20 protein-coding genes and 1 riboswitch are annotated in these 23,788 nt (G+C 75.0%); of the genes, 13 read left to right on the top strand and 7 right to left on the bottom strand.

Going from position 1 to position 23,788, the window contains the following annotated elements:
• Positions 1-99: 99 nt before the first annotated feature.
• Entirely contained in the window at positions 100-759 is a 660-nt protein-coding gene (locus ACFYXS_RS14585; RefSeq protein WP_389247734.1) for a CAP domain-containing protein, read from the bottom strand.
• A 448-nt stretch (positions 760-1,207) separates the two neighbouring features.
• Between ACFYXS_RS14585 and cobF the strand changes: the two genes are divergently transcribed.
• The 6 genes from cobF (at position 1,208) to ACFYXS_RS14555 (ending at position 8,446) form a co-directional block, all read left to right on the top strand.
• Positions 1,208-1,963, top strand: coding sequence for a precorrin-6A synthase (deacetylating) (gene cobF / locus ACFYXS_RS14580; protein ID WP_389247732.1), 756 nt, complete (start codon positions 1,208-1,210; stop codon positions 1,961-1,963).
• Between the two features lie 270 nt (positions 1,964-2,233).
• Positions 2,234-2,319: riboswitch (cobalamin riboswitch) on the top strand.
• A gap of 122 nt (positions 2,320-2,441) precedes the next feature.
• Complete coding sequence (locus ACFYXS_RS14575) at positions 2,442-3,806, top strand: prenyltransferase/squalene oxidase repeat-containing protein (protein WP_389247729.1); 1,365 nt, start codon at positions 2,442-2,444, stop codon at positions 3,804-3,806.
• Entirely contained in the window at positions 3,803-4,729 is a 927-nt protein-coding gene (locus ACFYXS_RS14570; RefSeq protein WP_389247727.1) for a hypothetical protein, read from the top strand. The genes ACFYXS_RS14575 and ACFYXS_RS14570 overlap by 4 nt, the downstream gene beginning before the upstream one ends.
• Entirely contained in the window at positions 4,729-5,910 is a 1,182-nt protein-coding gene (locus ACFYXS_RS14565) for an energy-coupling factor transporter transmembrane protein EcfT (protein WP_389247725.1), read from the top strand. Before ACFYXS_RS14570 ends, ACFYXS_RS14565 begins: the two co-directional genes overlap by 1 nt.
• Complete coding sequence (locus ACFYXS_RS14560; protein WP_389247723.1) at positions 5,907-7,541, top strand: ABC transporter ATP-binding protein; 1,635 nt, start codon at positions 5,907-5,909, stop codon at positions 7,539-7,541. Before ACFYXS_RS14565 ends, ACFYXS_RS14560 begins: the two co-directional genes overlap by 4 nt.
• Complete coding sequence (locus ACFYXS_RS14555) at positions 7,538-8,446, top strand: ECF transporter S component (protein ID WP_389247721.1); 909 nt, start codon at positions 7,538-7,540, stop codon at positions 8,444-8,446. Before ACFYXS_RS14560 ends, ACFYXS_RS14555 begins: the two co-directional genes overlap by 4 nt.
• 16 nt (positions 8,447-8,462) lie before the next feature.
• Here ACFYXS_RS14555 and ACFYXS_RS14550 read toward each other — a convergent pair whose 3' ends face one another.
• Positions 8,463-8,774, bottom strand: a complete 312-nt coding sequence (locus ACFYXS_RS14550) for a hypothetical protein (RefSeq protein WP_389247719.1) — start codon at positions 8,772-8,774, stop codon at positions 8,463-8,465.
• A 327-nt stretch (positions 8,775-9,101) separates the two neighbouring features.
• Here ACFYXS_RS14550 and ACFYXS_RS14545 point away from each other — a divergent pair, with 327 nt between their 5' ends.
• The 4 genes from ACFYXS_RS14545 (at position 9,102) to ACFYXS_RS14530 (ending at position 12,373) form a co-directional block, all read left to right on the top strand.
• Positions 9,102-9,620 carry a hypothetical protein gene (locus ACFYXS_RS14545; protein WP_389247717.1) on the top strand — a complete coding sequence of 173 codons (519 nt, stop codon included), beginning with the start codon at positions 9,102-9,104 and terminating at the stop codon, positions 9,618-9,620.
• Between the two features lie 81 nt (positions 9,621-9,701).
• Positions 9,702-10,544, top strand: coding sequence for a DUF4097 domain-containing protein (locus tag ACFYXS_RS14540; protein ID WP_389247715.1), 843 nt, complete (start codon positions 9,702-9,704; stop codon positions 10,542-10,544).
• 60 nt (positions 10,545-10,604) lie between these two features.
• Entirely contained in the window at positions 10,605-11,588 is a 984-nt protein-coding gene (locus ACFYXS_RS14535; protein WP_389247713.1) for an ATP-binding cassette domain-containing protein, read from the top strand.
• Positions 11,585-12,373 (top strand): ABC transporter permease, encoded by a 789-nt coding sequence (locus tag ACFYXS_RS14530; RefSeq protein WP_389247711.1) that lies wholly within the window; start codon positions 11,585-11,587, stop codon positions 12,371-12,373. Before ACFYXS_RS14535 ends, ACFYXS_RS14530 begins: the two co-directional genes overlap by 4 nt.
• 713 nt (positions 12,374-13,086) lie before the next feature.
• On the opposite strand, the gene ACFYXS_RS14525 is transcribed toward ACFYXS_RS14530, so the two are convergent.
• Positions 13,087-14,103 (bottom strand): hypothetical protein, encoded by a 1,017-nt coding sequence (locus ACFYXS_RS14525; RefSeq protein WP_389247709.1) that lies wholly within the window; start codon positions 14,101-14,103, stop codon positions 13,087-13,089.
• Positions 14,104-14,266: 163 nt separating this feature from the next.
• Between ACFYXS_RS14525 and ACFYXS_RS14520 the strand changes: the two genes are divergently transcribed.
• Positions 14,267-14,842 carry a TetR family transcriptional regulator C-terminal domain-containing protein gene (locus tag ACFYXS_RS14520; protein ID WP_389247707.1) on the top strand — a complete coding sequence of 192 codons (576 nt, stop codon included), beginning with the start codon at positions 14,267-14,269 and terminating at the stop codon, positions 14,840-14,842.
• Positions 14,843-14,855: 13 nt separating this feature from the next.
• On the opposite strand, the gene ACFYXS_RS14515 is transcribed toward ACFYXS_RS14520, so the two are convergent.
• Positions 14,856-15,845: an alpha/beta fold hydrolase gene (locus tag ACFYXS_RS14515; protein WP_389247706.1), complete on the bottom strand. Its 990-nt coding sequence runs from the start codon at positions 15,843-15,845 to the stop codon at positions 14,856-14,858.
• Positions 15,846-16,061: 216 nt separating this feature from the next.
• Here ACFYXS_RS14515 and ACFYXS_RS14510 point away from each other — a divergent pair, with 216 nt between their 5' ends.
• Positions 16,062-17,795, top strand: coding sequence for an RNA ligase family protein (locus tag ACFYXS_RS14510; protein ID WP_389247705.1), 1,734 nt, complete (start codon positions 16,062-16,064; stop codon positions 17,793-17,795).
• A 1-nt stretch (position 17,796) separates the two neighbouring features.
• Entirely contained in the window at positions 17,797-20,628 is a 2,832-nt protein-coding gene (locus ACFYXS_RS14505; protein ID WP_389247703.1) for a poly(A) polymerase, read from the top strand.
• A 159-nt stretch (positions 20,629-20,787) separates the two neighbouring features.
• On the opposite strand, the gene ACFYXS_RS14500 is transcribed toward ACFYXS_RS14505, so the two are convergent.
• The 3 genes from ACFYXS_RS14500 to ACFYXS_RS14490 all read right to left on the bottom strand — a co-directional run bounded on the left by ACFYXS_RS14500 (position 20,788) and on the right by ACFYXS_RS14490 (position 23,738).
• Positions 20,788-21,954, bottom strand: a complete 1,167-nt coding sequence (locus tag ACFYXS_RS14500) for an alpha/beta hydrolase (protein WP_389247701.1) — start codon at positions 21,952-21,954, stop codon at positions 20,788-20,790.
• 117 nt (positions 21,955-22,071) lie between these two features.
• The gene (locus ACFYXS_RS14495; protein WP_389247699.1) at positions 22,072-23,160 is read right to left on the bottom strand and encodes an NAD(+)/NADH kinase; all 1,089 of its coding nucleotides are present in this window, start codon (positions 23,158-23,160) and stop codon (positions 22,072-22,074) included.
• Positions 23,161-23,342: 182 nt separating this feature from the next.
• Positions 23,343-23,738, bottom strand: coding sequence for a hypothetical protein (locus tag ACFYXS_RS14490; protein WP_389247697.1), 396 nt, complete (start codon positions 23,736-23,738; stop codon positions 23,343-23,345).
• Positions 23,739-23,788 lie beyond the last annotated feature (50 nt).

Below are 23,788 nucleotides of genomic sequence, written 5' to 3'. Positions count from 1 at the left end.
AACACCGCGGTGGGGCGGGGCGTGGGATCCCCCCCCCCCGACCCCCCCACACCCGGGGGGGCCCGGCGGCGTGGGGGCCCGGGCCCCTCGGGCGTCACCTCAGCGCGTGGCGCCGAAGTCCTGGGTCCAGTAGCTGCCCGGCTGCGCCAGGCCGACTCCTATCTCCTTGAAGGAGCAGTCCAGCATGTTCCGCTTGTGACCGGGGCTGTCCATCCAGCCCTTCATCACGGCCGAGGGGGAGGAGTAGCCGTACGCCACGTTCTCGCCGTAGGAGCGCCAGTTGTAGCCGGCGGCGCTGATCCGGTCCGAGGGCGTGGAGCCGTCCGAGCCGGTGTGCGACATGGTGCCCGTCTCAGCCATGTCGGCGCTGTGCTCCTGGGCGGCGTCGGTCAGCTTGCCGTTGAGCCTCACCGGGGAGCAGCCGACCTTGGAGCGCTCCTGGTTCACCAGCTTCACGAGCGTGGTGACGTTCCCGGTCACGGGGGCGCCGGACGGCGCCTCGCCGGGTGCCTGGGAGGGGGCGGAGGCAGGGGGCGCGGGTGCCTCGGGGGCGGAGGAGGGCGCGCCGGCCCAGTTGCCGTGCGACCACTGACCGTGCCAGGGCGTGTTGTTCCAGTGCCCGCGCGACCAGGCGCCGTGGCGGGCGTCCTGCGGGCTGTCGATGGATGCCATGGCGACCGAGGGCACCCCCACGGCGGCGACGGCGAGAGCGGCGACGACGATCTTGCGATGGCGTGTCTTCCGGCGGTGGTTCGTCATTGCGTGACCTCACTCGGTGGTTCGGCGTCCGTGTTCACATCCCGCCTGAGCTGCTGTGACGCCGTGCGGGCTCGGCCATTGTGCGGACCGGCCCGAGAGCGGGGCAATGGAAGATCGTTACTACGCCGACTCGTAGCGAAGACGATCCTTGCGCCGCGAAGCGGGGCATGCGTATGCCCGTTCGGCGCCTTGTTGTGAAAATCTGACGTTCCTTCAGGATGCCGTTCGTGCCCGGCGGACGGCCGGAAGCGACACGCGGATCCCGTGCGGTCCGCCCCGTTGTACGAGAAATGTCCGTTCCGATGGTGATGGCTCGCATATGCCGGTTGGTGGCCGTCTACTATGCGCTGCCGTAATCGCCCGGACCGGGGTGACGGACCTCACAGGCCCCCCGGGAACAGGCCGTTCGGGGCCGCGTACCAGGGCCAACACGCGGCACAATCGCCCCATGCGACACATACGCGTGATCGGCATCGGCGCCGGCGACCCCGACCACCTCACCCTCCAGGCGGTCAAGGCGATCGCCCGGACCGACGTCTTCCTCGTCCTGGGCAAGACCGGCGAACGCCAGGAACTCGTCCGGCTGCGCCACCGCATGCTGGAGGAGCACGCCCGCCCCGGCCATCGCGTCGTGGAGGTCCCCGACGCCGAGCGCGACCGCACCGCCCGCGGCTACCCGGCCGCCGTCGAGGACTGGCGCCGGCGCCGGGCCGACGTGGTCGAACGCCTCCTCGCGGAGCAGGTCGGCCCGGAGGAGACCGCGGCCTTCCTCGTCTGGGGCGACCCCAGCCTCTACGACAGCGTCATCGCCGTCCTTGACGACGTCCACGCCCGCGTCGACGCCACCGCCTTCACCTACGAGGTGATCCCCGGCATCAGCAGCGTCTCCGTGCTGGCCGCCCGCCACCGCACGACGCTCACGCGCGTCGGCCGGCCGGTGCAGATCACCACCGGCCGCCGGCTCGCCGAGGGGGGCCTGCCCGACGGTGTCGACGACGTCGTCGTCATGCTCGACGGCGACGCGGCCTTCGCCGGGATCGACCCCGAGGGCGTCGAGATCCACTACGGCGCCTACCTCGGCACGGACGACGAGATCCTCGTCTCCGGTCCCCTCGCGGAGACCGCCGAGCGCATCCGCGCGCTGCGGGCCGAGGCCCGTGCCCGCAAGGGATGGATCATGGACACGTACCTGCTGCGCCGCTGACCGGGCCCGTGGGCCGAGGCACCCGGCCGGACGCTCCGGGCCGGCGCGCCCCGCGTGCCGGTGCCACAGGTGCGACCGGGCACGTGCCGGCGGGCGGGAGCCTCCCGTCATTTCGGGTCCAACGTCGGCGAGGGGCAGGGGAGTTCGCCGTACGGGGGCGGCGCCGGCGGGCGTTGCCGCAGGTGACGGGCGCGTGGGTGTTGTCACACTCGACGGTGCCACCTTGAAGCGGCGCGGTCCCGGGACATAGCCTTCCCTCCGCCTCTGGTGGGGGAAGCCGGTCGAATTCCGGCGCTGGCCCGCAACGGTGGGCCGCGCGGCATCCGTGATGCCGTCCGCGGCGAGCCCGATGACCCATCGGCGGCACCGGTTCTCATCCGTCGCGGTCACGGGACGAGGCCCACGGGCACGGCCGCCCGCCTCGCTCGCGGCCGTTCTCCCGGGGTGCGTCCCGAGGGCCACCGTTCAGGAGGCTTCGTTGCGCATATCCGGCCGCACGGTCGCTCCCGCGCTCATCACCGCCACCCTCGTCGCCCTGCAGGCGACCTCCGCCGCGGCCGCTCCGGCCGCGCCGTCGGACGCCGCGGCCGCGGCCGGGTGGGCGGGCCGCCAGTTGAAGGACGGCGACCACGTCGAGGGCGACTTCGGCGCCGACCCCGGTCTCACGGCCGACGTCGTGCTGGCCCTGTCGGCCACGCACACGGGCAAGGGCGAGACGGCCGCCGCGACCGACTGGCTGGCCGCGCACGCGGAGTCGTACCTCACCGGTGACACGCCGGGCGACATCTACGCGGGGTCGCTGGCGAAGCTCGCGCTGGTGGCCGAGGCGGGACACCGGGACCCCGGCGCGTTCGCCGGCCGCGACCTGATCGCGCAGCTCAACTCCCGTATGCAGCCGAGCGGCCGCTTCACCGACCACGCCGCCTTCGGCGGCACCGAGGTCAACGACTACTCCAACACGCTGACGCAGTCGCTGGCCCTGATCGCGCTGGAGCGGGACGGCGCCGCGGTGCCCGGCGCGGCCGTGGACTTCCTCCTGGCCAACCAGTGCGCCGACGGCGGCTTCCCGGTCTTCTTCCCCGACACCCCCGCGGAGTGCGACTCCGACGCGGACGGCACCGGCATGGTCGTGCAGGCCCTGCTCGCCGTCGGCGACGAGGACGCGCCCGCGGGCAAGGCGCTGGACTGGCTGGAGAAGAAGCAGGGCAAGGACGGCGGCTTCGCCGGCACGGGTCCGACCGCGGTGGTGAACGCCAACTCGACCGCCCTCGCCACCCAGGCCCTGCGGGCCGGCGGGCGCGGCGCGGCCGCGGACAAGGGCGCGGACTGGCTGCGCGGGCGTCAGGTCGGCTGCGAGGGCGCGGCCAAGGACCGCGGCGCGGTGGGCTACCAGGAGGCCAAGGCCGACGGCAGCGCGCTGCGCGCGACCGTGCAGGCCGTGACCGCCCTGTCCGGGATCTCGTACGCGACCGTGGACGGCGCCGGTGCGACGGACGGACTGGCCACCCTGGACTGCTCGTCGCCGAGCCCCACGGCCAGTGACTCCGCCACCGCCACGCCCACCGGGACCGGTGAGCCCACCGAACCCGGCGGCTCGGCGACCCCCACCGGCACCCAGGACCCCTCCGCCACCGCCACGCCCACCCCGAGCGCGACGACGCGGGCCCCCACCGGCACGACCGGTTCAGGCGGTTCCGGTGACAGCGGCGGCACCGGCGGCGCGCTGGCCAGCACCGGCACATCCGCGCTGCCGCTGGCGGCGAGTTCCGCGGCGCTGCTCGCGGCGGGTGCCGCGGCCGTGGCCGCCGTCCGGCGCCGCCGCTCCCCGGGAACCGGGGCGTGATCCGGCAGGGTTCGGCAGCGCTGGCGGCCTGCGCCGCCGCGGCCGCGGCGCTGCTGTGGCCCGCCGCCGCCCCGGCCGGGGCGGCAGGGGGCTGCTCCGGCGTGCTGGTCGTGGTGGAGGACCGCGGTGTCCCGGACGCCCCGTACCCGAGCAGGACCGGGTGCGCGCCGTCGCCGCAGAGCGGCATCCAGGCGCTGCAGCAGGCGGGCTTCTCGGTCCGGCTGGGCTCCGGCCCCTACGGCGGCGGCTTCGTCTGCGCGCTGGACGGCGCTCCCGGTACGGGATGCGGGGCGGTGGACAAGGACACGTACTGGTCGTACTGGTACATGCTCCCCGGCACCAGCACCTGGGTGTACGGCGCGGCGGGACCGGCGGGCCGCACTCCGGCGAAGGGCGGCATCGACGCGTGGGTGTGGCAGGACTCCGGCGCCAACGAGCCGCCGTCGCCGCGCAGTGCGGTCACGCCGACTCCGACACCGACGCCCCGGCCGACGCGGACCACCGCGAAGCCCGGCGGGGGAACCTCCGGCCGCGGATCCGATACTCCGTCAGGTAGCGGTAGCGGAGGTACGGGCACGGGCGGCTCGGGCACCGGTGCGGCCGCCTCGCACCCGGCGGCGCACCCGAGCGCGACCGGCAAGGGTGCCACGTCCCGCCCCTCTGCGACCGCAGGGGCCGGGGCCGCCCCGAGCCCGGACCCGAGCCCGTCGCCCGGCTCCCGCACCGAGGCGGCCGACGCCACGGGCAGCCCTGGCGCCGTCGCGTCCGTGAGCGGTGTGCGGTCGGCCGGCGCGCGTTCCGGCGAACAGGGCTGGAACGGCTGGCCGCTGCTGGCCGGCGCCGTCGCGGTGGCGGCCCTCGCCGGCGCCGCCGTCCTGCGGACCCGTCGGCGCGACCGCAGGCCCCCCGAGGTGTCGGGCTGATGCCGCGCCCCGGCGCGCGGCTGCTGCTGCCCCGCCAACTCCACCCGTTCGCCTGGTGGGTGTGGGCCCTCGGGCTCGCCACCGCGGCGAGCCGCACCACCAACATCCTGCTGCTGGCCCTCATCGGCGCCTCGGCGGGCTACGTGGTGGCCGCCCGCCGCACCCGCGCGCCCTGGGCGGCCGCCTACGGCGTCTTCCTGAAACTGGCCGTCGCGGTGGTGGTGCTGCGGCTGGTGCTCCAGTCCCTGCTGGTCGGCTACGGCGGTACGACCGTGCTGCTCGACCTGCCCGCGATCCCGCTGCCGTCGTGGATGTCCGGGGTCAGGCTCGGCGGCCCGGTGACCGCGGAAGCGGTGTACTCGGCACTGTGCGACGGCGTGCGCCTGGGCGTCATGCTGCTGTGTTTCGGCGCCGCCAACGCGCTGGCCAGTCCTGCCCGGCTGCTGCGGGCGCTGCCGCGCGCCCTGCACGAACTCGGCGTCGCCGTCACCGTGTCGCTCAGCGCGGCGCCGCAACTCGTCGCCGCGGTCGGCCGGGTCCGCCGTGCCCGGCGGCTGCGGGCGCTGCCCGTGCGCGGACTGCGCGGCACGCTCTCGATCGCCGCTCCCGTGCTCGAAGAGGCACTGGACCGCGCCCTCGCCACCGCCGCCGCGCTCGACGCGCGCGGGTACGGGCGGCGCGACGCCGTACCGGCCGGGCGCCGCGCCGCCGTGCACGCGCTGCTGCTCGGCGGCCTCGCCTCCGTCGTCGTCGGGGTCTACGGCCTCCTGGACTCCTCGACCACCCTTCCCGCCGGCCCGCTCGGCGCGGTGACCACGGGCCGCGCCGGTCCGGTGCTGCTGGCGATCGGGCTGCTCGGCTGCGTCGCCGGGATGCGCCTGGGCGGCGCCGCCGTCCAGCGCACCCGCTACCGCCCCGACCCGTGGGCGCTTCCCGAATGGGCCACTGTCGTGAGCGGCGGCCTCGCCGCACTCTGCTTCGTGCTCACCTCACCGGCCGCCGCGCTGGCCCCCGACCCCTGGTCGCTGGAGCCGCCGGGCCTGCCGCTGCTCGCCGCGGCCGGGGTGCTCTGCGCCCTGCTGCCCGCCCACCTCACGCCGCCGCCACCGGGCGACCACGACCGGACCCCCGTCTCCGCCGGACCGGGGCGGCCCACCGACCAGCCGAGGAAGCATCCGTGAACGCCGTCCACTGGGAGCAGGTCTCCTTCCGCTATCCGCGGTCGACCGCGCCGGTGCTCGCCGGGGTCGACCTGGCCGTGCCCGACGGGGAGCTCGTGCTGGTCGTGGGCGCCACGGGCAGCGGCAAGTCCACGCTCCTGCGCACCGTCAACGGGGCCGTCCCGCACGCGACGGGCGGCACCCTGTACGGCACGGTGACCACCGCCGGCCGGGACACGGCCGCGCACGCCCCGCGCGACCTCGCCGACGCCGTCGGCGTCGTGCCGCAACGTCCGGCGGACGCCTTCGTGGCCGACACCGTCGAGGAGGAGATCGCCTACGGGCTGGAGTGCCTGGCGCTGCGGCCCGAGGCCATGCGCCGCCGGGTGGAGGAGACCCTCGACCTGCTGGGGCTGGCCGACCTGCGGTCCCGGTCCCTGCAGGCGCTCTCTGCCGGACAGCAGCAACGGGTCGCGCTGGCCGCCGCGTTCGCGGCGCAGCCCGGACTGCTCGTGCTGGACGAGCCGACCAGCGCCCTCGACCCGCCGGCCGCCGAGGAGGTGCTCGCCGCCCTGACCCGGCTCGTACACGACCTCGGCACGACGGTGCTGCTCGCCGAGCACCGGCTGGAACGGGTCGCGCAGTACGCGGACGCCGCCCTGCTGGTCCCCGGCGGCGGCGAAGCGGTGCGCTACGGGGCGGCCGCCGACATCCTGGCCGACGCGCCGGTGGCACCGCCGGTCGTGGAACTGTCCCGGCTGCTGGGCTGGAGCCCCGTCGCGCTGAGCGTGCGCGACGCGCGCCGCAGGGCCGCCGGTCATCCGCTGCTCGCGGCGGCACCGGTGCCGCGCGAGACGCCGGCGCGGGGTGAGGTCGTCGCGTCGCTGCGCGGGCTCGTGGCGCACCACGGACCGGTGCCCGCGCTGCGCGGGGTCGACCTCACGCTGCACGAGGGCCGGGTCACCGCGCTCATGGGCCGCAACGGCGCCGGCAAGTCCACCCTCCTGTCCTGCCTGGCAGGAATGCACCGGCCCACCGCGGGTGAGGTGCGTGTGGCCGGCGAGAACCCCCTCAGACTGAAGCGCCGCCAGATCGCGGCGGCCGTCGGCATGGTGCCCTCGGACCCCGGCGACCTGCTGCTCGCCGACCGGGTCGACCGCGAGTGCGCGGGCGCCGACCGCGAAGCCGGAGCGATGCCCGGCACGACGGCCGCGCTGCTGGAGCGACTGGTGCCGGGCATCGACCCGCAGGCCCACCCGCGCGCCCTGTCCAGCGGCCAGCGGCTCGCCCTCGCGCTGGCCGTACTCCTCGCCCGCCGCCCGAAACTGCTGCTGCTCGACGAGCCGACCCGCGGCCTGGACTACCCTGCCAAGGCCCGCGCCACCACGATCCTGCGGCAACTGGCCGCCGAGGGGCACGCGGTGCTGCTGGTCACCCACGACGTGGAACTCGCCGCCGCGGCCGCCGACCGCGTCGCGGTCCTCGCCGACGGCGAGATCGTCGCCGACGAGGACGCCGTCGCCGCGCTGGCCGCGTCACCCGCGTTCGCACCGCAGACCGCCAAGGTCCTCGCGCCCGCGCCGCTGCTCACCGTCGACGAGGCCCGCGTCGCGCTCCAGGTACTCGGCACGTCCCAGGAGGCCCCGGCATGACCGGCGCACCGACGCCCGCCGACGGCGAGCACGTCCTTCACCTGGCCTCCCGCACTCCCGGGCTGCCGCGCATCGGCCCGCGTTCCGCGGTCGCGCTCGTCCTGGTCTCGCTGGTCGGGCTCGCCGGCTTCGGCTGGCCCTTCCTCGCCGACGCCTCCTCCCCGGTCGCCCACGGCCAGGACGCCCCCTGGCTGTTCGCCGCGCTCACGCTGCTGATCCTCGGTGTCGTCCTCAGCGCGCTCCTGGACGGGACCGCCGACGCGAAGGCCGTGGCGCTGCTGGGTGTGCTGTCCGCCGTGGGTGCCGCACTGCGCCCGCTCGGCGCGGGCACCGCGGGCCTGGAGCCGATGTTCGTCGTCTTCCTGCTGGGCGGACGGGTGATGGGGCCCGCCTTCGGCTTCGCCCTCGGCAGCACGGCCATGTTCGCCTCGGCCCTGCTCACCGCCGGCATCGGACCCTGGCTGCCGTTCCAGATGCTCGCCGCCTCCTGGGTGGGACTCGGCGCCGGGCTGCTGCCACGCAAGGTCGGCGGCCGCTGGGAGATCGCCCTGCTGGTCGGGTACGCGCTGGCCGGGGGCCTGTTCTACGGCGTCGTGATGAACCTGTGGTTCTGGCCTGCCGGACTGGTCGACCAGGCCGCCGCGACCGCGTACCACCCGCACGCCGGCGCACTGGCCAACCTGCGCCACTACGCGGCCTTCTACCTCACCACCTCGCTCGGCTGGGACATCCCGCGCGGGGTCCTCAACGCCCTGCTGGTGCTGCTGGCCGGGCCCCGGCTGCTCGCCGCACTGCGCTCCGCGACGGACCGGGCCGCGTTCGGCGCGCCGATCCGCGTACTGCGGCCGCGGGAGGACGGAAGCCCCGCGGCCCGGACGGACAGCGGGGCTCCGGACCACACCTGACGTGCCTGACGCATCGTCAGCGCGTCACGTCCACGAAGATCGGGTCGGTGCAGCACCAGGTGTCCACCCACGGGTCGCCGTCGCCGGGGGTGTGCGCCAGCGGGCCGTGCGGGTCGAGCCCGGCGCCCGGCGGGCCCGGGCCGTTGCGGCGGCCGTCATTGCCGCGCAGCCGTATGCAGAAGGACTTCTCGACGCGGCCCAGCGGGACAGGCAGGGTGTACGTCCCCCTGCGGCCGCCGGCGTCGGAGGTGTGGGCACGTCGGGGTCCGCCCGCGTCGGTAGCGGATGGGGCACGTGGGACTCCTGGAATTCCTGGGACACGGCGCACTCCTCGTCACGTCGGCGGCGCCCGGGAGCGTAGGGGCCACGCGGGGCGCCCGAACGAGCGTGCGGTGGGCGCGGGATGAAGTCGCACCCCTCGCGGCCGAGGCGGCACGGCGCACCGCTGGAGCTCGCCCGGGCAAGGGTGTGCCGGAGTGGTGCCATCGTGGCGCCATGACGTGAGCCAGAACGCCCCGGGTGCCATGTGGCGTCGCAGTGGCGCACCTCGATTTCCGGGCATTCGACCAGGTCAACGTGGCATTGTCAGTCGTCTCCTCTGGCCGTGTCCCGCATGGCCTTGCATGTGGCGCCACTGTGGTGCCATGATGGCGTCATGGACCTCACGCCCTATGTCGACAACCTCCGCCGGGAACTCGCGGTGGCCGCCGAAGCCGGCGGTGAAGAAGCCCGCGAGCTGGCCGAGCGGCTCACGGCTCCCCTGGAGTCGGCGACCCGCCTGACCATGCTCAACGTGCTCTCCGCCGCGATGGACGAGATCACCCGTGAACTCGCCCCCGGCTCGGTCGACCTACGGCTGCGCGGGCTCGACCCGGACTTCGTGGTGACGCCGCCGCCGCGCGACGAGGCCTACGAGGACAAGAGCGCCCCCGAGCCGCTCGTGTCGCCGGCCCCGGCACCGGGTGACGGCGACGAGGGAGGCACCGCCCGTGTCAATCTGCGGCTGCCGGCGCACCTCAAGGTGCGTGCCGAGGAGGCCGCGAACCGCGAGGGCCTGTCGGTCAACGCCTGGCTGGTGCGCGCCGTGTCGGCCGCGGTCGACGGCGGCGCGCGACCGCGCCCGACGGAGAAGGCCCGCACCGTCGGACAGAGCTTCACGGGCTGGGTGCGCTAGCCGCGCCCCGCCCGACCCACTTCACCCGCACCACGTCCCACCAGCAGGGACGCCACGAAGACCCAGGAGGACGGGACAGCCATGCCTACTTTCGACACCCCCGCACCGATCTCGGTGATCGCCCGCGTGGACGCCGGGTCCATCAGCTTCACGGCGGGCGACCGCCCCGACACGGTCGTCGAGGTGCTGCCGCGCGACCCCGAGCGGGACAAGGACGTGCGGGCCGCCGAGCAGGCCGAGGTCACGTTCGCCAACGGCGTCCTGACCGTCAGGACGAAACAGCGCTACCTCGTCGGGCCCTCCGGCCTCGTGGACGTGACGGTCGACCTGCCCGTCGGTTCGCGCGTCGACATCACGGGCTCCTGGACCCAGGTGCTCGGCGAGGGCCGGCTCGGTGAGGTCCGGGTGAAGAACTCCTCCGGCGACGTCCGTTTCGACACCACCGGACCGCTCGAACTGACTGCCTCCCACGGCTCGATCACCGTCGACCGGATCGAGGGCTCCGCCGAGATCGCCACCAGCTCCGGGAGCCTGTGCATCGGCACCGTCGACGGCCCGGCCGTACTGAAGAACTCGCACGGCTCCACGAGCGTCGAGGCCGCGATCGGCGACCTGCGGGTGCGCGGCGCCCACGGCAACGTCGACATCGCGCGGGCCGAGGGCTCCGTGACCGCGACTGTCGCCCACGGCACGCTGCGTGTCGCCGAAGTCGCCCGCGGCACCGTCTCGCTGGAGAACTCGTACGGCGCCATCGAGGTCGGCGTCCGCGAGGGCACCGCTGCCTGGCTCGACGTCAGTTCCGAGCGCGGGCAGGTGCGCAACACCCTCGCCGACGCCGAACCGCCGGCGAAGGCCGAGGAGACCGTCGAGGTCCGCGCCAGGACCCGCTGGGGCAACATCGACGTGCGCCGCGCCCGGGCCTGAGCACCCGTTCCGCCGATTCGCCCGCTCCCCACCACTTCACCCTTCGAATGGGAGGGCTCCATGCCTTCATCTGTCATGCCCACGTCCATCGGAAGGAATGCGCCTGCCGCGGTCTCCGCGGTCGGGCTGCGGAAGTCCTACGGCGACAAGACCGTCCTCGACGGCATCGACCTGCGGATCCCCGCCGGTTCCGTCTTCGCTCTGCTCGGTCCGAACGGCGCGGGCAAGACCACCGCCGTCAAGATCCTCTCCACCCTGATCTCCGCCGACGGCGGACAGGCCCAGGTCGCGGGCCACGACCTGGCCACCGCCCCGCAGGCCGTCCGCGCCGCCATCGGCGTCACCGGACAGTTCTCCGCCGTCGACGGCCTGATCACCGGCGAGGAGAACATGCTCCTCATGGCCGACCTGCACCACCTGCCCAAGCCCGAAGGACGCCGCACCGCCACCGAGTTGCTCGAACGCTTCGACCTCACCGACGCCGCCGGCAAACCCGCCTCCACCTACTCCGGCGGCATGAAACGCCGCCTCGACCTGGCCATGACCCTGGTCGGCAACCCCCGGATCATCTTCCTCGACGAACCCACCACCGGCCTGGACCCCCGCTCCCGCCACAACATGTGGCAGATCATCCGCGAACTCGTCACCACCGGCGTCACCGTCTTCCTCACCACCCAGTACCTCGAAGAAGCCGACGAACTCGCCGACCGCATCGCCGTCCTCCACCACGGCACCATCGCCGCCGAAGGCACCGCCGAAGAACTCAAACGCCTCATCCCCGGCGGCCACGTCCGCCTCCGCTTCACCGACCCCACGAACCACCACAACGCCGCCACCGCACTGCCCGACGCCACCCGCGACGACGAAGCCCTCACCCTCCAACTCCCCAGCGACGGCAGCCAGCACGCCCTGCGCACCCTCCTGGACCACCTCGACACCACCGGCATCCACGCCGACGAACTCACCGTCCACACCCCCGACCTCGACGACGTCTTCTTCGCCCTCACCGACGTGCCCCACCCCACCAAGGAGACCGTCCGATGAGCACCCTCACCCTCGCCGTCCGCGACTCCACCACCATGCTGCGCCGCAACCTCCTGCACGCCCGCCGCTACCCCTCCCTGACCCTGAACCTGCTGCTCACCCCCGTCGTCCTGCTGCTGCTCTTCGTCTACATCTTCGGCAACGTCATGAGCGCGGGCATGGGCGGCGGCGCCGACCGCTCCGCATATGTGGCGTACATCGTGCCGGGCATCTTGATGATGACCATCGGTGGCACGGTGGTCGGGACCGCGGTGTCGGTCTCCAACGACATGACGGAGGGGATCATCGCCCGCTTCCGCACGATGGCCATCCACCGCGGGTCCGTACTCATCGGGCACGTCGTCGGCAGCGTCCTGCAGTCCATCGCCAGCGTCGTCCTGGTCGGCGCGGTCGCCGTCGCCATCGGCTTCCGCTCCACCGACGCCACGGCCCTGGAGTGGCTGGCAGCCCTGGGGTTGATGGCCCTGGTCGCCCTGGCCCTCACCTGGATCGCGGTCGGGATGGGCATGGTCAGCCCCAACGCGGAGGCCGCCAGCAACAATGCGCTGCCGCTGATCGTCCTGCCGCTGATCTCGAGTGCGTTCGTCCCGATCGACGAGATGCCGGGCTGGTTCCAGCCGATCGCCCAGTACCAGCCGTTCACGCCGGCGATCGAGACCCTGCGAGGGCTGCTGCTCGGTTCCGAGATCGGCTCCAACGGATGGCTCGCGGTGGCCTGGTCCGTCGCGCTCACCGCGCTCGGCTATCGCTGGTCGACGGCATCCTTCCGCCGCGACCCCAAGTAACGGCCCGCCCGCCGCGGGCTTTTCCCCGCCCGCCCGCCCTCCCTCCCCCAACATTCGGCCGGGGGTGCCCCCAGCCCTGTGAAGTCAGTGACCCCGGCGCGCGTTTCCTTCGGCGCCGGGGTCGGGGCCTCCGGGGCCGGCCATTCTGGACAGCACATTTAGGTGCCTCGAGCACCCCGAATCGATCAGCCCGGGTCGTGCACCCGCATATGCTCCACAGTCCAGAACACCCACCCTTCCCCAGCCTCCGGCCGGGGGTGCCCCCAACACCTCCGCCCCCTCCGTGGGTTGTCGCGCCTGGTCCCCGGTGGGGTGTTGTTGGCGGTGACGGCTGGGCACTTGGACAGCGCCGCGCCAACGATCGGCCCGAGCACGGTGCCGCACTCACCCCCCACCGGGGATCAGGCGCATGAGCTCACCGGAGGGGGCGGGGTCGTAGGGGTGGATGTTCTGGACGGTGCGGCATATTTGTGCGCAGTATCCGGGCCGGGACGGGATGAGCAGGTGCTGGAAAGGCGCGTAAATATGCCAGTCCAGGACGTGCAGCCCCGGAGGCCCCGAACCCGGCCCCCACACAACACGCGCCGGGGTGCGTGACTTCACGGGGCACCCGGGAGGGCGGGCGGGGAAAAAACCCGGCAGCGCCGCAGGCGCGCCGCACGGGCGGCTCCCTCGCGTCGTGGGGTACGCCCCGGGAGCCCACCCGTACCGCCTCAGACCGCCGCAGCGGTCCTCCGCAGCGGGAGCCGGCGGACGGCGGAGCTCAGCCGGGGGCGCAGCACCACGAGCAGCGCGGCGCCGCCCGCCCAGAGGGCGAGCGTGGCGAGCGGGGTGAGCGCGTGGGCTCCGTCGAAGTACGTGAGGTCGGTGACCGCCCGTACCGCCGCGCCCGGGGGCAGGGCCGTCGAGAGGGCGCGTCCCACGCCGGGCAGCAGGTCCGTTCCGATCGTCGCCCCGCTGGTGGAGTTGCCGATGGTGAGCAGCAGGAGCGTCGCGACGGGCACGCCCAGCGGCCCGAGGTAGGTGCCCAGCAGCTTCGTCGTGAACGCGGCGGCCCCCGACAGCAGGGCCAGGGTGAAGGCGAGCGGCAGGAAGGGCGCGGGCACGGCGCCCAGGACGGGACCGGCGATGAAGGCGGCGAGGAGGCCCGAGACCGCGGAGAAGCCCGCGATCAGGGACAGCCGGTGCCGCAGGTGGAGGAGCTGGCCGAGCCCCAGCGCGTTCTGGGCGAGGACGAAGCCCGCGAGTGACACGCCGAAGGACACGTAGAAGCCGGCGAGGCCGCGCGCGTCGTACTGGTCGAGCGGTACGACGTCGCGCACGGCGACGTCCTTCCCGGCCCCGTGGCCGTACGCCGAGACCAGGTTCTTCACCGCGTTGGTGGTCGACAGGCCGTTCGCGCCGGCGACCTCGAGCCGCAGCTTCTCGCCGTGGTCGGTGGCGCTGAGCGCCGCGACCACGTCGTGCCGCTCCAGCGCGAGGCGGGCGTCGGCGGTCGATGCCGCCGGGCGGACGTCGACCGAGTCGCCGAGCGCCTGCTGCAACTCGTCGGAGAGCAGGTGGCCGGAGACGGAGATCGGCAGCCGGTGCGGCTGGGGGTCCCGCTGCACCCCGATGTAGCAGCTGATGAAGGCCGAGACGATGACGAGGCCGATCAGGGCGGGCTGCAGCCATGTCCGGACCGGCACGGGGCTTCTGCGGTGCGCGGCCTCGTGGGGGTTGGGGTGCACGAATGGTCTCCAGGTTCCGGTGCGGTGAGGTCGTAGGGCCGGCGGCGCTGCCGGTACTGGACGTGACGGCCTAATGTGACCGGTCGTCTTGGACAGGATAAGCACTGCACCGTCCGTGGGCATTCCCGACCTCGCCACTGAGACGACCGGTCATACTGTGAGCGTGACGACAAAAGAGCGGATCGCCGAGGCCGGCCTCAGGCTGTTCCACGAGCGCGGCTACAACGGCACGAGCGTGCAGGACATCGTGGCCGCGGCCGGAGTGCCGAAGGGGTCCTTCTACAACCATTTCAGCAGCAAGGAGACGCTCGGCCTCGATGCCGTCGACCGCTTCTCCAACTCCCTGGCCCTGGAAACCCTGGCCGCCCCGACCGTCTCCCCGGTGACCCGGATCGAGGAGAACCTGCGGCACCGCGTGGCGCTCGCGGGGCGCAACGACTTCGCGCGCGGCTGCCTGCTCGCCAATCTGGCCGCGGAGATCCCGGCGCACAGCCGGGCCCTGAGCGAGGCGGTGCACGCCCACTTGCAGCGCTGGCAGGCGGCGCTCGCGGAGACGCTGAGGGAGGCGCAGGAGGCGGGGGAGGTCGCCCGGACGGTGCCGGCCGAGGCGCTGGCCGACTACCTGGTGAGCGGTTTCGAGGGGGCGATGTCCCGGGCCAGGCTCGTCCGGGACCGCCAGCCGCTCGACGCGTTCGTCGACGTGACCTTCGCCACCGTGCTCGCCCGCCCCGCGGGCTGATCCCGGCGCACGGTCAGCGGCCGCGGGTCTCGCGCCGGCGGGTCAGGGCGTACAGGGCCGTGCCGGTCGCCACGGAGATGCTCGCCGCCGCGGCCATCATCGCGACGGGCCGGGAGTTCGCGGAGGGGGCGATGCGGGGGCCGGCCGCGCGGGCGGCCTCGAGGACCAGGTCGGTGACGGCCCGCGGCGCCGTGACGTGGACGGCGTGCGGTGCGTCCACCTCGACGACGTGGGCGCCGGCCCGGAGGGCCATGAAGCGCTCGTTGGCGGCGCCGATGGCCTGGTCGGCGGTGGCGACCAGGTACCAGGAGGGGATCGTCCGCCAGGCCGCGGCCCGGGCCGCCTCGGTCACGATCCCGGTGGCGGCGGGGCGTTGCGCGGCCGCGAGCGAGGCCGCGGTGGCGGCGGGAACACGGTCGCTCAGCATGATCTCGTTGTACCGCTCGGGCCTGAGCCACAGTTCCAGCCCGCCGTCCCCGCCGTCCTCGTCCGGCACCGGGACCGTGCGGAGCGCGGCGGGCAACAGGGCCGAGGCGTCGGCGAGATGGCTGCCGGGGTACTTGGCGATCAGCCGGCGGGCGTTCTCCCCGGCATCCGGCGCGAAGGCCGCTATGTAGACCAGGGACTTCACATTGGGGTTGCCCGCCGCGGCGTTGGTGATCACCGCGCCGCCGTAGGAGTGGCCGACGAGCACGATGGGGCCCTTGACCGTCTTGAGGACCGCCGTCAGGTACGCGGAGTCCGCGCCGAGCCCGCGCAGCGGGTTGGAAGGCGCCAGGACCGTGTAGCCGTTCTTCTGCAGTCCGCGGATGACCGGGAGCCAGCCCGACGCGTCCGACCACGCCCCGTGCACCAGCACGATCGTCGGCCTGGTGCCACGCCCGGTGCCGCTGCCGCCCGCGGGCGACGCCGCCACCGGGCAGGAGATCGCCAGGGCGGCCGCCGGTACGAGTACGGCCAGGCAACGGGCGCGGCGGGATATCGCGAGCGGATTCGCAGGCATCGTCACTCTCTTCGCCTCGGGACAGGCAGGACGTTGGTGACGAGTCTGCGCGGGCGGCGGTCACGGGGCGCGACCGATGCGGCCGTCGGAGTGACCGGCCGGACCCGTACCGGCCCCGGCCGGCGCCGCGGTCGGCCGCGCAAAATCGATGGAGCGGGCGTGCGCGCGGCTCCTACAGTGGCCGGGCACCAAAGGATCCGGGGGAGCACCGCCATCATGCGTACGCACTATCCGCGCACCCCGCATCTGCCCTGGTCGCCGGGGGCCGCGTCGGACGATGTGCGCGCCCGGGACCTGGACGGACTGCGCGGTCGCGAGGTCGTCGTCACCGAGAAGCTCGACGGGGAGAACACCACCCTCTACACCGACGGCCTGCACGCGCGGTCGCCGGACTCGGCGCACCACCCCTCACGGGCCTGGGTGAAGGCACTCCAGGGCCGGATCGGGCCGGGCATCCCGGCCGGCCGGCGGGTGTGCGGGGAGAACCTCTTCGCCCGGCACTCGCTCGCCTACGACGCCCTGGACAGCTGGTTCTACGGCTTCTCCGTCTGGGACGGCGACGACTGCCTGGACTGGGACTCCACCACGGACTTCCTGCGCCGCCTCGGCGTCCCCGTACCGCCCGTGCTGTGGCGCGGCACGTTCGACGAACGGGCCCTGCGCGCGCTGCGCGTCGACACCACCCGCCAGGAGGGCTGGGTCGTCCGCACCGCGGACGGCTTCGGGCGCGAGGAGTTCGGACAGCGGGTGGCGAAGTGGGTACGGCCGCACCACGTGCGGACCGACACGCACTGGATGCACGCCGCCGTCGTGGAGAACGGGCTCGGTCCGGCCGCAGCGCTCTGGGCGGTCCGTTCCGGCGCGGCACCCGACCCGGGGGCCCTGGAGGGGGCGCTCGGCCTGCCCGCGCAGGGCGCGCACGCCGCCACCGCCGCGGCGGACGCGGCCGCCCGGCTCGACGGTCTGGGGCGGACCGGGGACGCCCGGCTGGCGGGCGTGCTCGCCGCCCTGCTGCACGGTGCGCGCCGCACGGCGCTCGCGCCGCGGCTCGCCGGACCGCTCGGCATGGCGACGGCCCGGCGCGTCGCCGACCTCGTCGGACTGCACTCCACGCTCCACCTGCCGTACCCGGACCAGGACCGCCGCCCCGGGCTCGCCCGCCTCGCCCTCGCCGCCGACCTGGGCGTCCTGCACGCCGTCGCGGGCGCGGTCGCGACCGACGGCACCGCCCGCGAACAGGCCGAGTGGTCGGCGCTGCACGCCGACGAGGCGGGTCTGCTCGCCGAGGAGCCGTTCGCGCCCCTGCGGGGCGGCCTGAGGGACGCCCTCGCCGGACTCGGCCGCGACGCCGCCGACCGCTGCTGGACCGAGGCCCGGCAGGCGCACGCCGAGGGGCGCCTCGGCACCGCCGAGGAGGCCGTCGCGGCGACCTGGCGGTACCGCTCGGGCGACTTCCCCCGGCTGATCCACCTCGTGGGCCCGGCCGGCAGCGGCAAGAGCACCTTCGCCGCCGCCCTGGACGGGGTCGGCACCCGCGTGTCCCTGGACGAGCTGCGGGACGCCCGCGGGTCCCGGGCCGACCAGCGGGCCAACCAGGAGGTGCTGCGCGACGGACTGCGACGGCTGGACAGCGCCCTGACCGGACGTGCGACGGTGGTGTGGGACGCCACGTCCCTCAACCCGCACCAGCGGTCCCTGGTGCACACGGTGGCCCGCCGCCGCGACGCCCTGGTCACGCACGTGGTGGCGCTGGTCGGGGAGGACGAGCTGACGCGCCGCAACGCGGTCCGCGACCACCCGGTGCCCGACGCCGTGCTCACCGCGCAGACCCGCCGCTTCGACCCCCCGTACCCGGGCCACGCGCACCGCACCTGGTACCTGGGCCCGCGCGGCACCGTCGAGGACACCGACGGCACGCTCGGCGCCGCCGCGCCCGGACAGGAGGGGTGAGATGCGCACCAGCGAGGAGATCTACCACCGGGTCCGCTGGGACGCCCGCTTCGACCCGGCCCGCTTCGTGTTCGGCGTCCTCCAGCGCGGCGCGGCCCCCAAGCGCGTCCCGCTGCCGGCCTTCGTGCCCGGAGGAGAGATCCCGTGGCACCGTGTGCTCTTCGTCGAGGCCGACGGCGAGCTCGTCTGGGACCGTGCCACCGGCGTCGACCGCATCGACGCCACCGACGCGGGCCGCGTCCGCGAACCGCGATTGCTGCGCGCTCCGTTCTTCACCGCCCGGACGCCGCACACCTGGGACCCGGCCACCGGCTGGCGATCCGGCGGCACGGCGCCCGGCGCGACGCGCGGCGGGGCGGAGGTGCGCGTCCTGACCTGGAACACCCTGTGGGACCGCTACGACGGCCACCTCATCGACACCGCCCGCCGCCGGCCCCTGCTGCTGCGCGCGCTGGAGCGGTCCGGCGCCGACGTCATCGCGCTGCAGGAGGTGGAACCCCGCCTGCTCGCGATGATCACCGAGGAGCCCTGGGTGCGCGAGCACTACGCCCTGGGCGCCGCGCCGGACGGCCCCGAGGCGCACGACGTGGCGGAGCACGGGGTGCTGCTGCTGAGCCGGCTGCCCGTGCGCGAGTCCGCGGTGCATGCCCTCGGCCCGCACAAGGCCGTCGTCGCGATCACCGTGGAGACCGGGCGGGGCCCGCTCGTCGTCGCCGCGACCCACCTGACCAGCGACCACTCCGAGGACGGCCCGGCCCGGCGGGAGATCGAACTGGCCCGGCTGGCCGAGGGACTGGCCGGCGTCGACACCCCCGGCCTGGTCGTGCTCGGCGACTTCAACGACGGCGGCGACGCACCGGCCCGCGCACTCGGGCTCCGTGACGCCTGGACCGACGTCCACGGCGCCGCCGACGCCACCCCCACCTTCGACCCCGCGGCGAACCCGCTCGCCGCCGTGTCCTCCCTCACCGGCCGCGCCTCCCGCCTGGACCGCGTACTGCTGCGCGACGCCGGGGTGTTCCGCGCGTCCGCCGCCCGGCTGCGCGGCGACACCCCCGCGCCCGACGGGCTGTTCGCCTCCGACCACTACGGGGTGCAGGCCGTGCTCGTCCCGACGGACGCCGTGGACAGCGGGACCCTGGACGCGGCGCCCACCGCGCGCACCGCCGTGGCGTGGCTCCCGCCCGAGGAACTGCGCCCCGCCCTCCAGGACGTCCGCAGGGAGCACGACCCGCAGATCCACCGCTGGCCGCCGCACGTCAATGTGCTCTTCGGCTTCGTCCCCGAGGATGCCTTCGAGCGCGCCGCGCCCCTGCTCGCCGCCGCGGCCGCGACCACGCCCGGGTTCACGGCGCGGCTGGACGGCATCCACACCTTCGGCCACCGCGAGGACGCCACTGTCTGGCTCGACCCGGCCGGGGCCGGCGCGGCACCCTGGGCCGCGCTCCATCACGCCCTCGCCGAGCGGTTCCCGCGCTGCCGGGGCCGCGCCGAGGGCTACACCCCGCACCTCACCCTGGGCCGCACCGCCGATCCACTGCCCGTCGCCGCCGCCACGGCCGCCCGCCTGGCGCCGATGACGGCCCGGGTCGGGACGCTCGTCCTGCTGTCGCGGCGCGGGGACGAGCCGATGCGGCCGCGCGCCGAAGTCACCCTCGGAACGGGAACGTTGCGCTGGCTGGACGACGAGCCGCCGCCGGACGGCAGCCGCGCGCCGGCCGCCGGGGACGCCGAAGCGGCCCGCGTGCTGGAGCAGTTGACGCAGGCGCTGCGGCCCGGAGCGGTGCACCTTGCCGGGTCCCGCCGCATGGGGTGCCACCTGCCCGGTGCGGACCTCGACCTGGTGGCCGCGCTGCCCGGCTCGGCCGACACGGCCGCCATGGACGAGGTGGCGGCGCGCGTCGCCGCCGCGGTGCCCGGTGCCGTACGGCTGCGCCAGGTCACCGGGGCCCGCGTGCCGGGGCTGCGCTTCACCGTGGACAGGTTGGACGTCGACCTGGTGGTCGTGTCCACCGGCCCGCTCGCCCCCGCCGAGGCGGTCGACCGCCGCCTGGAACTCGGCGAGGCCGCCGCCGTCGCGCTGAGCGCCGTCAGCGACGCGGACGCCGTGCTCGCCCTGGTCGGCGGCGCGCACGACCGGTTCGCCGTCCTGGCCCGCCACGTGAAGGCGTGGGCCCGGGCACGCGGTCTCGACGCGGCACCCTTCGGCGGACTGCCCGGCCTCGCGTGGACCGTGCTGGCGGCCCGCACGGTGGGCGACCACCCGGACACGCCCGCATCCGGGCTGGCCCGCGAGTTCTTCGCGACCTGGGCCGCCTGGGACTGGCGCACCCCGGTCGGCGCCCCCGGCCCGGCGGCCCTGGCGGTGTCCGTCGCCACGCCGAGCGCCCCCGTCCGCCCGTGCACCGAGCAGGCCGGACCGGGCTTTTGTGACCTGCTGACCCAGGAGCTGTACCGGGCATGGGAGTTGGCCGACGAGGGCGCTGACACGGCGGCGCTCCTCGCGCCTCCGCCGCTGCACCGGCGGCACGCCGCCTGGGCCGTCGCCACGGTGCGCCCCGCCCCGGGCGAGGACCTCGACCGGTCCGTGGGCCGCTTCCGGGGCCGCGTGCGCGGCCTGCTCACCGCCCTGGAGTCCGCGGGCGTCGTCGACGCCCACGCGTGGCCGCGCCCCTTCACCGCGGACCCCCGGCAGGCACGATGGGCCATCGGCCTCGGCCGCACCCCACCCACCCCCGACGCCCTCGCCCGCACCGCCGAACGCTGGCTCCGCACCGTCCCCGGCGTCACGCTCGCCCACCTCGACGGCGGAGCGGTGCCCACCCTGCGGTGACTTTCGGTCCGTGCCGGACCGGGGCGTCGCCCGGTGTCCCGGTCCGCCGCCCTGCCCGCACAGTCGAGGGGCCGTCCGGCGCATTCGCCCCGCGGGGCGGTCACGGAACGACGAGGGGACGGCCGACCGCCCGGCCGCCCCCTCGTCGCCGTGCCGGGGCTACTTGCCGGCGCCGCCCTCGCCCGAGCCGTGGAGCGCGTCGCGGAGCGCCGCGGTCGCCTCCGCGACGGCCGCCTTGTTGGACGCGGTGTCCTTCAGGGCGTTGAGCATCATGAAGTCGTGGGTGATCTTCTCGTAGTGCGAGAGGGTCACCGGGACCCCGGCGCCGCGCAGCTTCTGCGCGTACGCGGTGGCCTCGGAGAAGAGCACGTCGGAGTCCGTGATCACCAACGCCGGGGGCAGGCCGCGCAGTTGCTCGGTGGTGGCGCGCAGCGGCGATGCGAGCGGGTTGGAGCGGTCCTTGGTGTCGGGGGCGTACGCGTCCCAGAACCACTGCATGGCGGGACGGGTGAGCCAGCAGTTCTCCGCGAAGCGGTGGTACGACGGCGTGTCGAAGTCCGCGTTGGTCACCGGGTAGAGCATGACCTGCTGACGGAAGTGCGGGCCGCCGCGCTGCTTGGCCATCATCGTGACGGCGGCGGTCATGTCGCCGCCGACCGAGTCGCCGGCGACGGCGAGGCGGGAGGAGTCCACGCCGATCTCGGCGCCGTTGGCCGCGACCCACTTGGCGACGGTGTACGCCTGCTCGATGGGCACGGGGAACTTGGCCTCGGGCGACGGGGTGTAGTCGACGAACACCACCGTGGCCTTCGCCCCGTCGGCGAGTTCGCGGACCAGACGCTCATGGGTCTTGAAGTTGCCGAGCACCCAGCCGCCGCCGTGGATGTAGACGATGGCGGGCTGCGCGCCCTTCGCCCCCTCGGGCCGTACGACGTGGATCGAGACCGGCCCGGTCGGACCGCCCGGCACGTCCCGCCGGCTCACCGTGGCGGGCAGCATGTCCACGGGCCCGGCCTGCAGCTTGTTCAGCACCTCGCGCGCGTCGCTGTACGACATCTTGTACAGCGGTGGCCCGCCCGCCGCCGCGAGTCCGTCGAGGAAGTCCTGGTCGGTCGGCTCGAGCTTCACCGGCGGATCGCCGCAGGGCACGTACTTCGCCGGCGCCCCGTCGGCCACCGCCACCCTCGTGGCCGCCGCGTCATGGGCGTCCGTGAAGTGGCCGGTCCGACCCGCGCAGCCGCCGCTGAACGCGGTGGCGGCCGCGAGCGCGGCGGCCAGGGCCCAGCGGCTCCGGCGCGCCGTGGACGGGTCTCGAGGACAGGTCATGTCGGTCTCCCGGTGGTGGTCGCGTCCCCCAGGACAGCCTGCGGAGGCCCGCGATGGCGGACAACCGGGGGTAGGCCGCCGGAGTGGCGAGCCCGCCGGACGACCCCGGACCGGCCGTCAGTGCGCGGCGCCCCCGTCCGCGCCCTCCTCCTCCTCCGGCGGCGGCAGACGGAGCCCGGCCAGGTCCGGGGGGACGGGCTGGTCCGGCCGGATGAGGGGGGCCGCCATGCCGTCGGCGACCGCGGCGGGCGCGTCGCTGAGCCGGAAGCGGTCGCGGACCCGGCGGTAGAAGTCGGTGGGACCGAGCCGGATCAGGCGCAGCCGGTGCCGGCCGCGGTAGACGGCGACCCAGTCACCGGGGTCGATCACGCCGCGCAACTGACCGTCGATGCTGACCGCGACGCGCCCCGAGTGGGCGAGCACCCGGACCGCGACGGACTCGTCCGGCGCCGCCACCAGGGTGCGGTCGAAGGCCATGTGGGGTGCCACCGGTGTGAAGACCACCGCGTCCATGTGCGGGGACACCACGGGACCGCCGGCGGCGAAGCTGTACGCGGTGGAGCCGGTGGGCGTCGCCGCGATGATCGCGTCGGCGGAGTACGAGGCGAACAGCCGCCCGGCCAGGTACACGGCCAGGCTGGCCTGCCGGTCGCGGGCCAGCTTCTCGAAGACGATGTCGTTGACCGCGTTGACGTTCATGGGCACGCCCCACCCGACGTCCACCGGGTCGCCCGGCCGCACGCTCGGCGCGGGCAGCGTCGGCCCGCGGCCGTACCGCAGCAGCGACTCGATGCCCTCGGGGACCTCCAGCGGGCGCGACGCGCGGAGCGTGAGCGTCATCCGGTCCTCGATCGTGGCCTCGTCCCCGGCGACCGCGTCCAGCGCCTTCGTGACGTCCTCCACGCAGACCTCGGTGAGGAAGCCGACCCGGCCCAGGTCCACACCGAGCACGGGCGCGCCGCAGGCCGCCGCGACCCGGGCGCCGCGCAGGAAGGTGCCGTCGCCGCCGAGCGTGACGACGAGGTCCGGATAGCCCGCGGACTCCGCCTCCTCCCGGCCGCTGCGGCGCGGCCGGTCCTGCCGCCAGATGTCGATCTCGACGGCGGGGATGTCGCGCTCGGCGCACCAGCGGTGCACCGTGGCGGCCGCCTCGACGGCCTCCGGACGCCCCTCGTGGACGATCATGCCGACCCGGCTCACCGGCATCCCGCACTCCTTCGGCTGGCTCGGCTTCTCCCGCGGCTTCCCGCCGTGCGCACCGCCGCCCGGCCGCGTCCGCCGCCGCGCGGCCCACGACGGCAGTGCCCACCGGGTGCGTGCACCCATCCCAGCACGGCGACTCCCGGTCCGCTCGGCAGCGGGAACACCGGCGGCGGCCGCGCGGCGTCCTAGATGGTGACGGTCCGCCAGGACACCGGTACCCCGTCCCCGTCCGTCCAGCCGAGCACCAGGCGCCGGTGCTCGATGTGCGTCAGCATCTGCGTGCGCGTCCCCGCCGAGCCGCACTGCGCGCCGATCTGCTGCCCGGGCGCCAGCGCCGTCTCCCGGGTGCGCGTCGGGGCGTCGTCGGCCTGGAGGAACACGCAGCCCGGCTCGTCCGTCGTCTTCGTCACGAGGGCGTCCACGTCCCAGCCGCCGCTCTGCGGGTGGACGGTGATGTCGGCGAACCCGACCCGGTCCGGCTCGGTCAGCTCCAGGTGGGCGGTGCCCCCGCCGCCCGACCGGGGCTGCCATCCGTCGGCGGCCCCGGCGGCCGGGGCCAGCGCGAGCAGCGCCGACGACACGACCGACACGACAGTCCCAGCGACCCGACTCCTGCGCACAGCGGCCCTCC

Origin of the sequence: Streptomyces sp. NPDC002574 (genome assembly GCF_042889545.1) — a bacterium.
In the GTDB taxonomy this organism is placed as follows: Bacteria; Actinomycetota; Actinomycetes; order Streptomycetales; family Streptomycetaceae; genus Actinacidiphila.
Note: the sequence above shows the minus strand (reverse complement) of the source record. Positions and strands in the feature narration are given on the sequence as shown.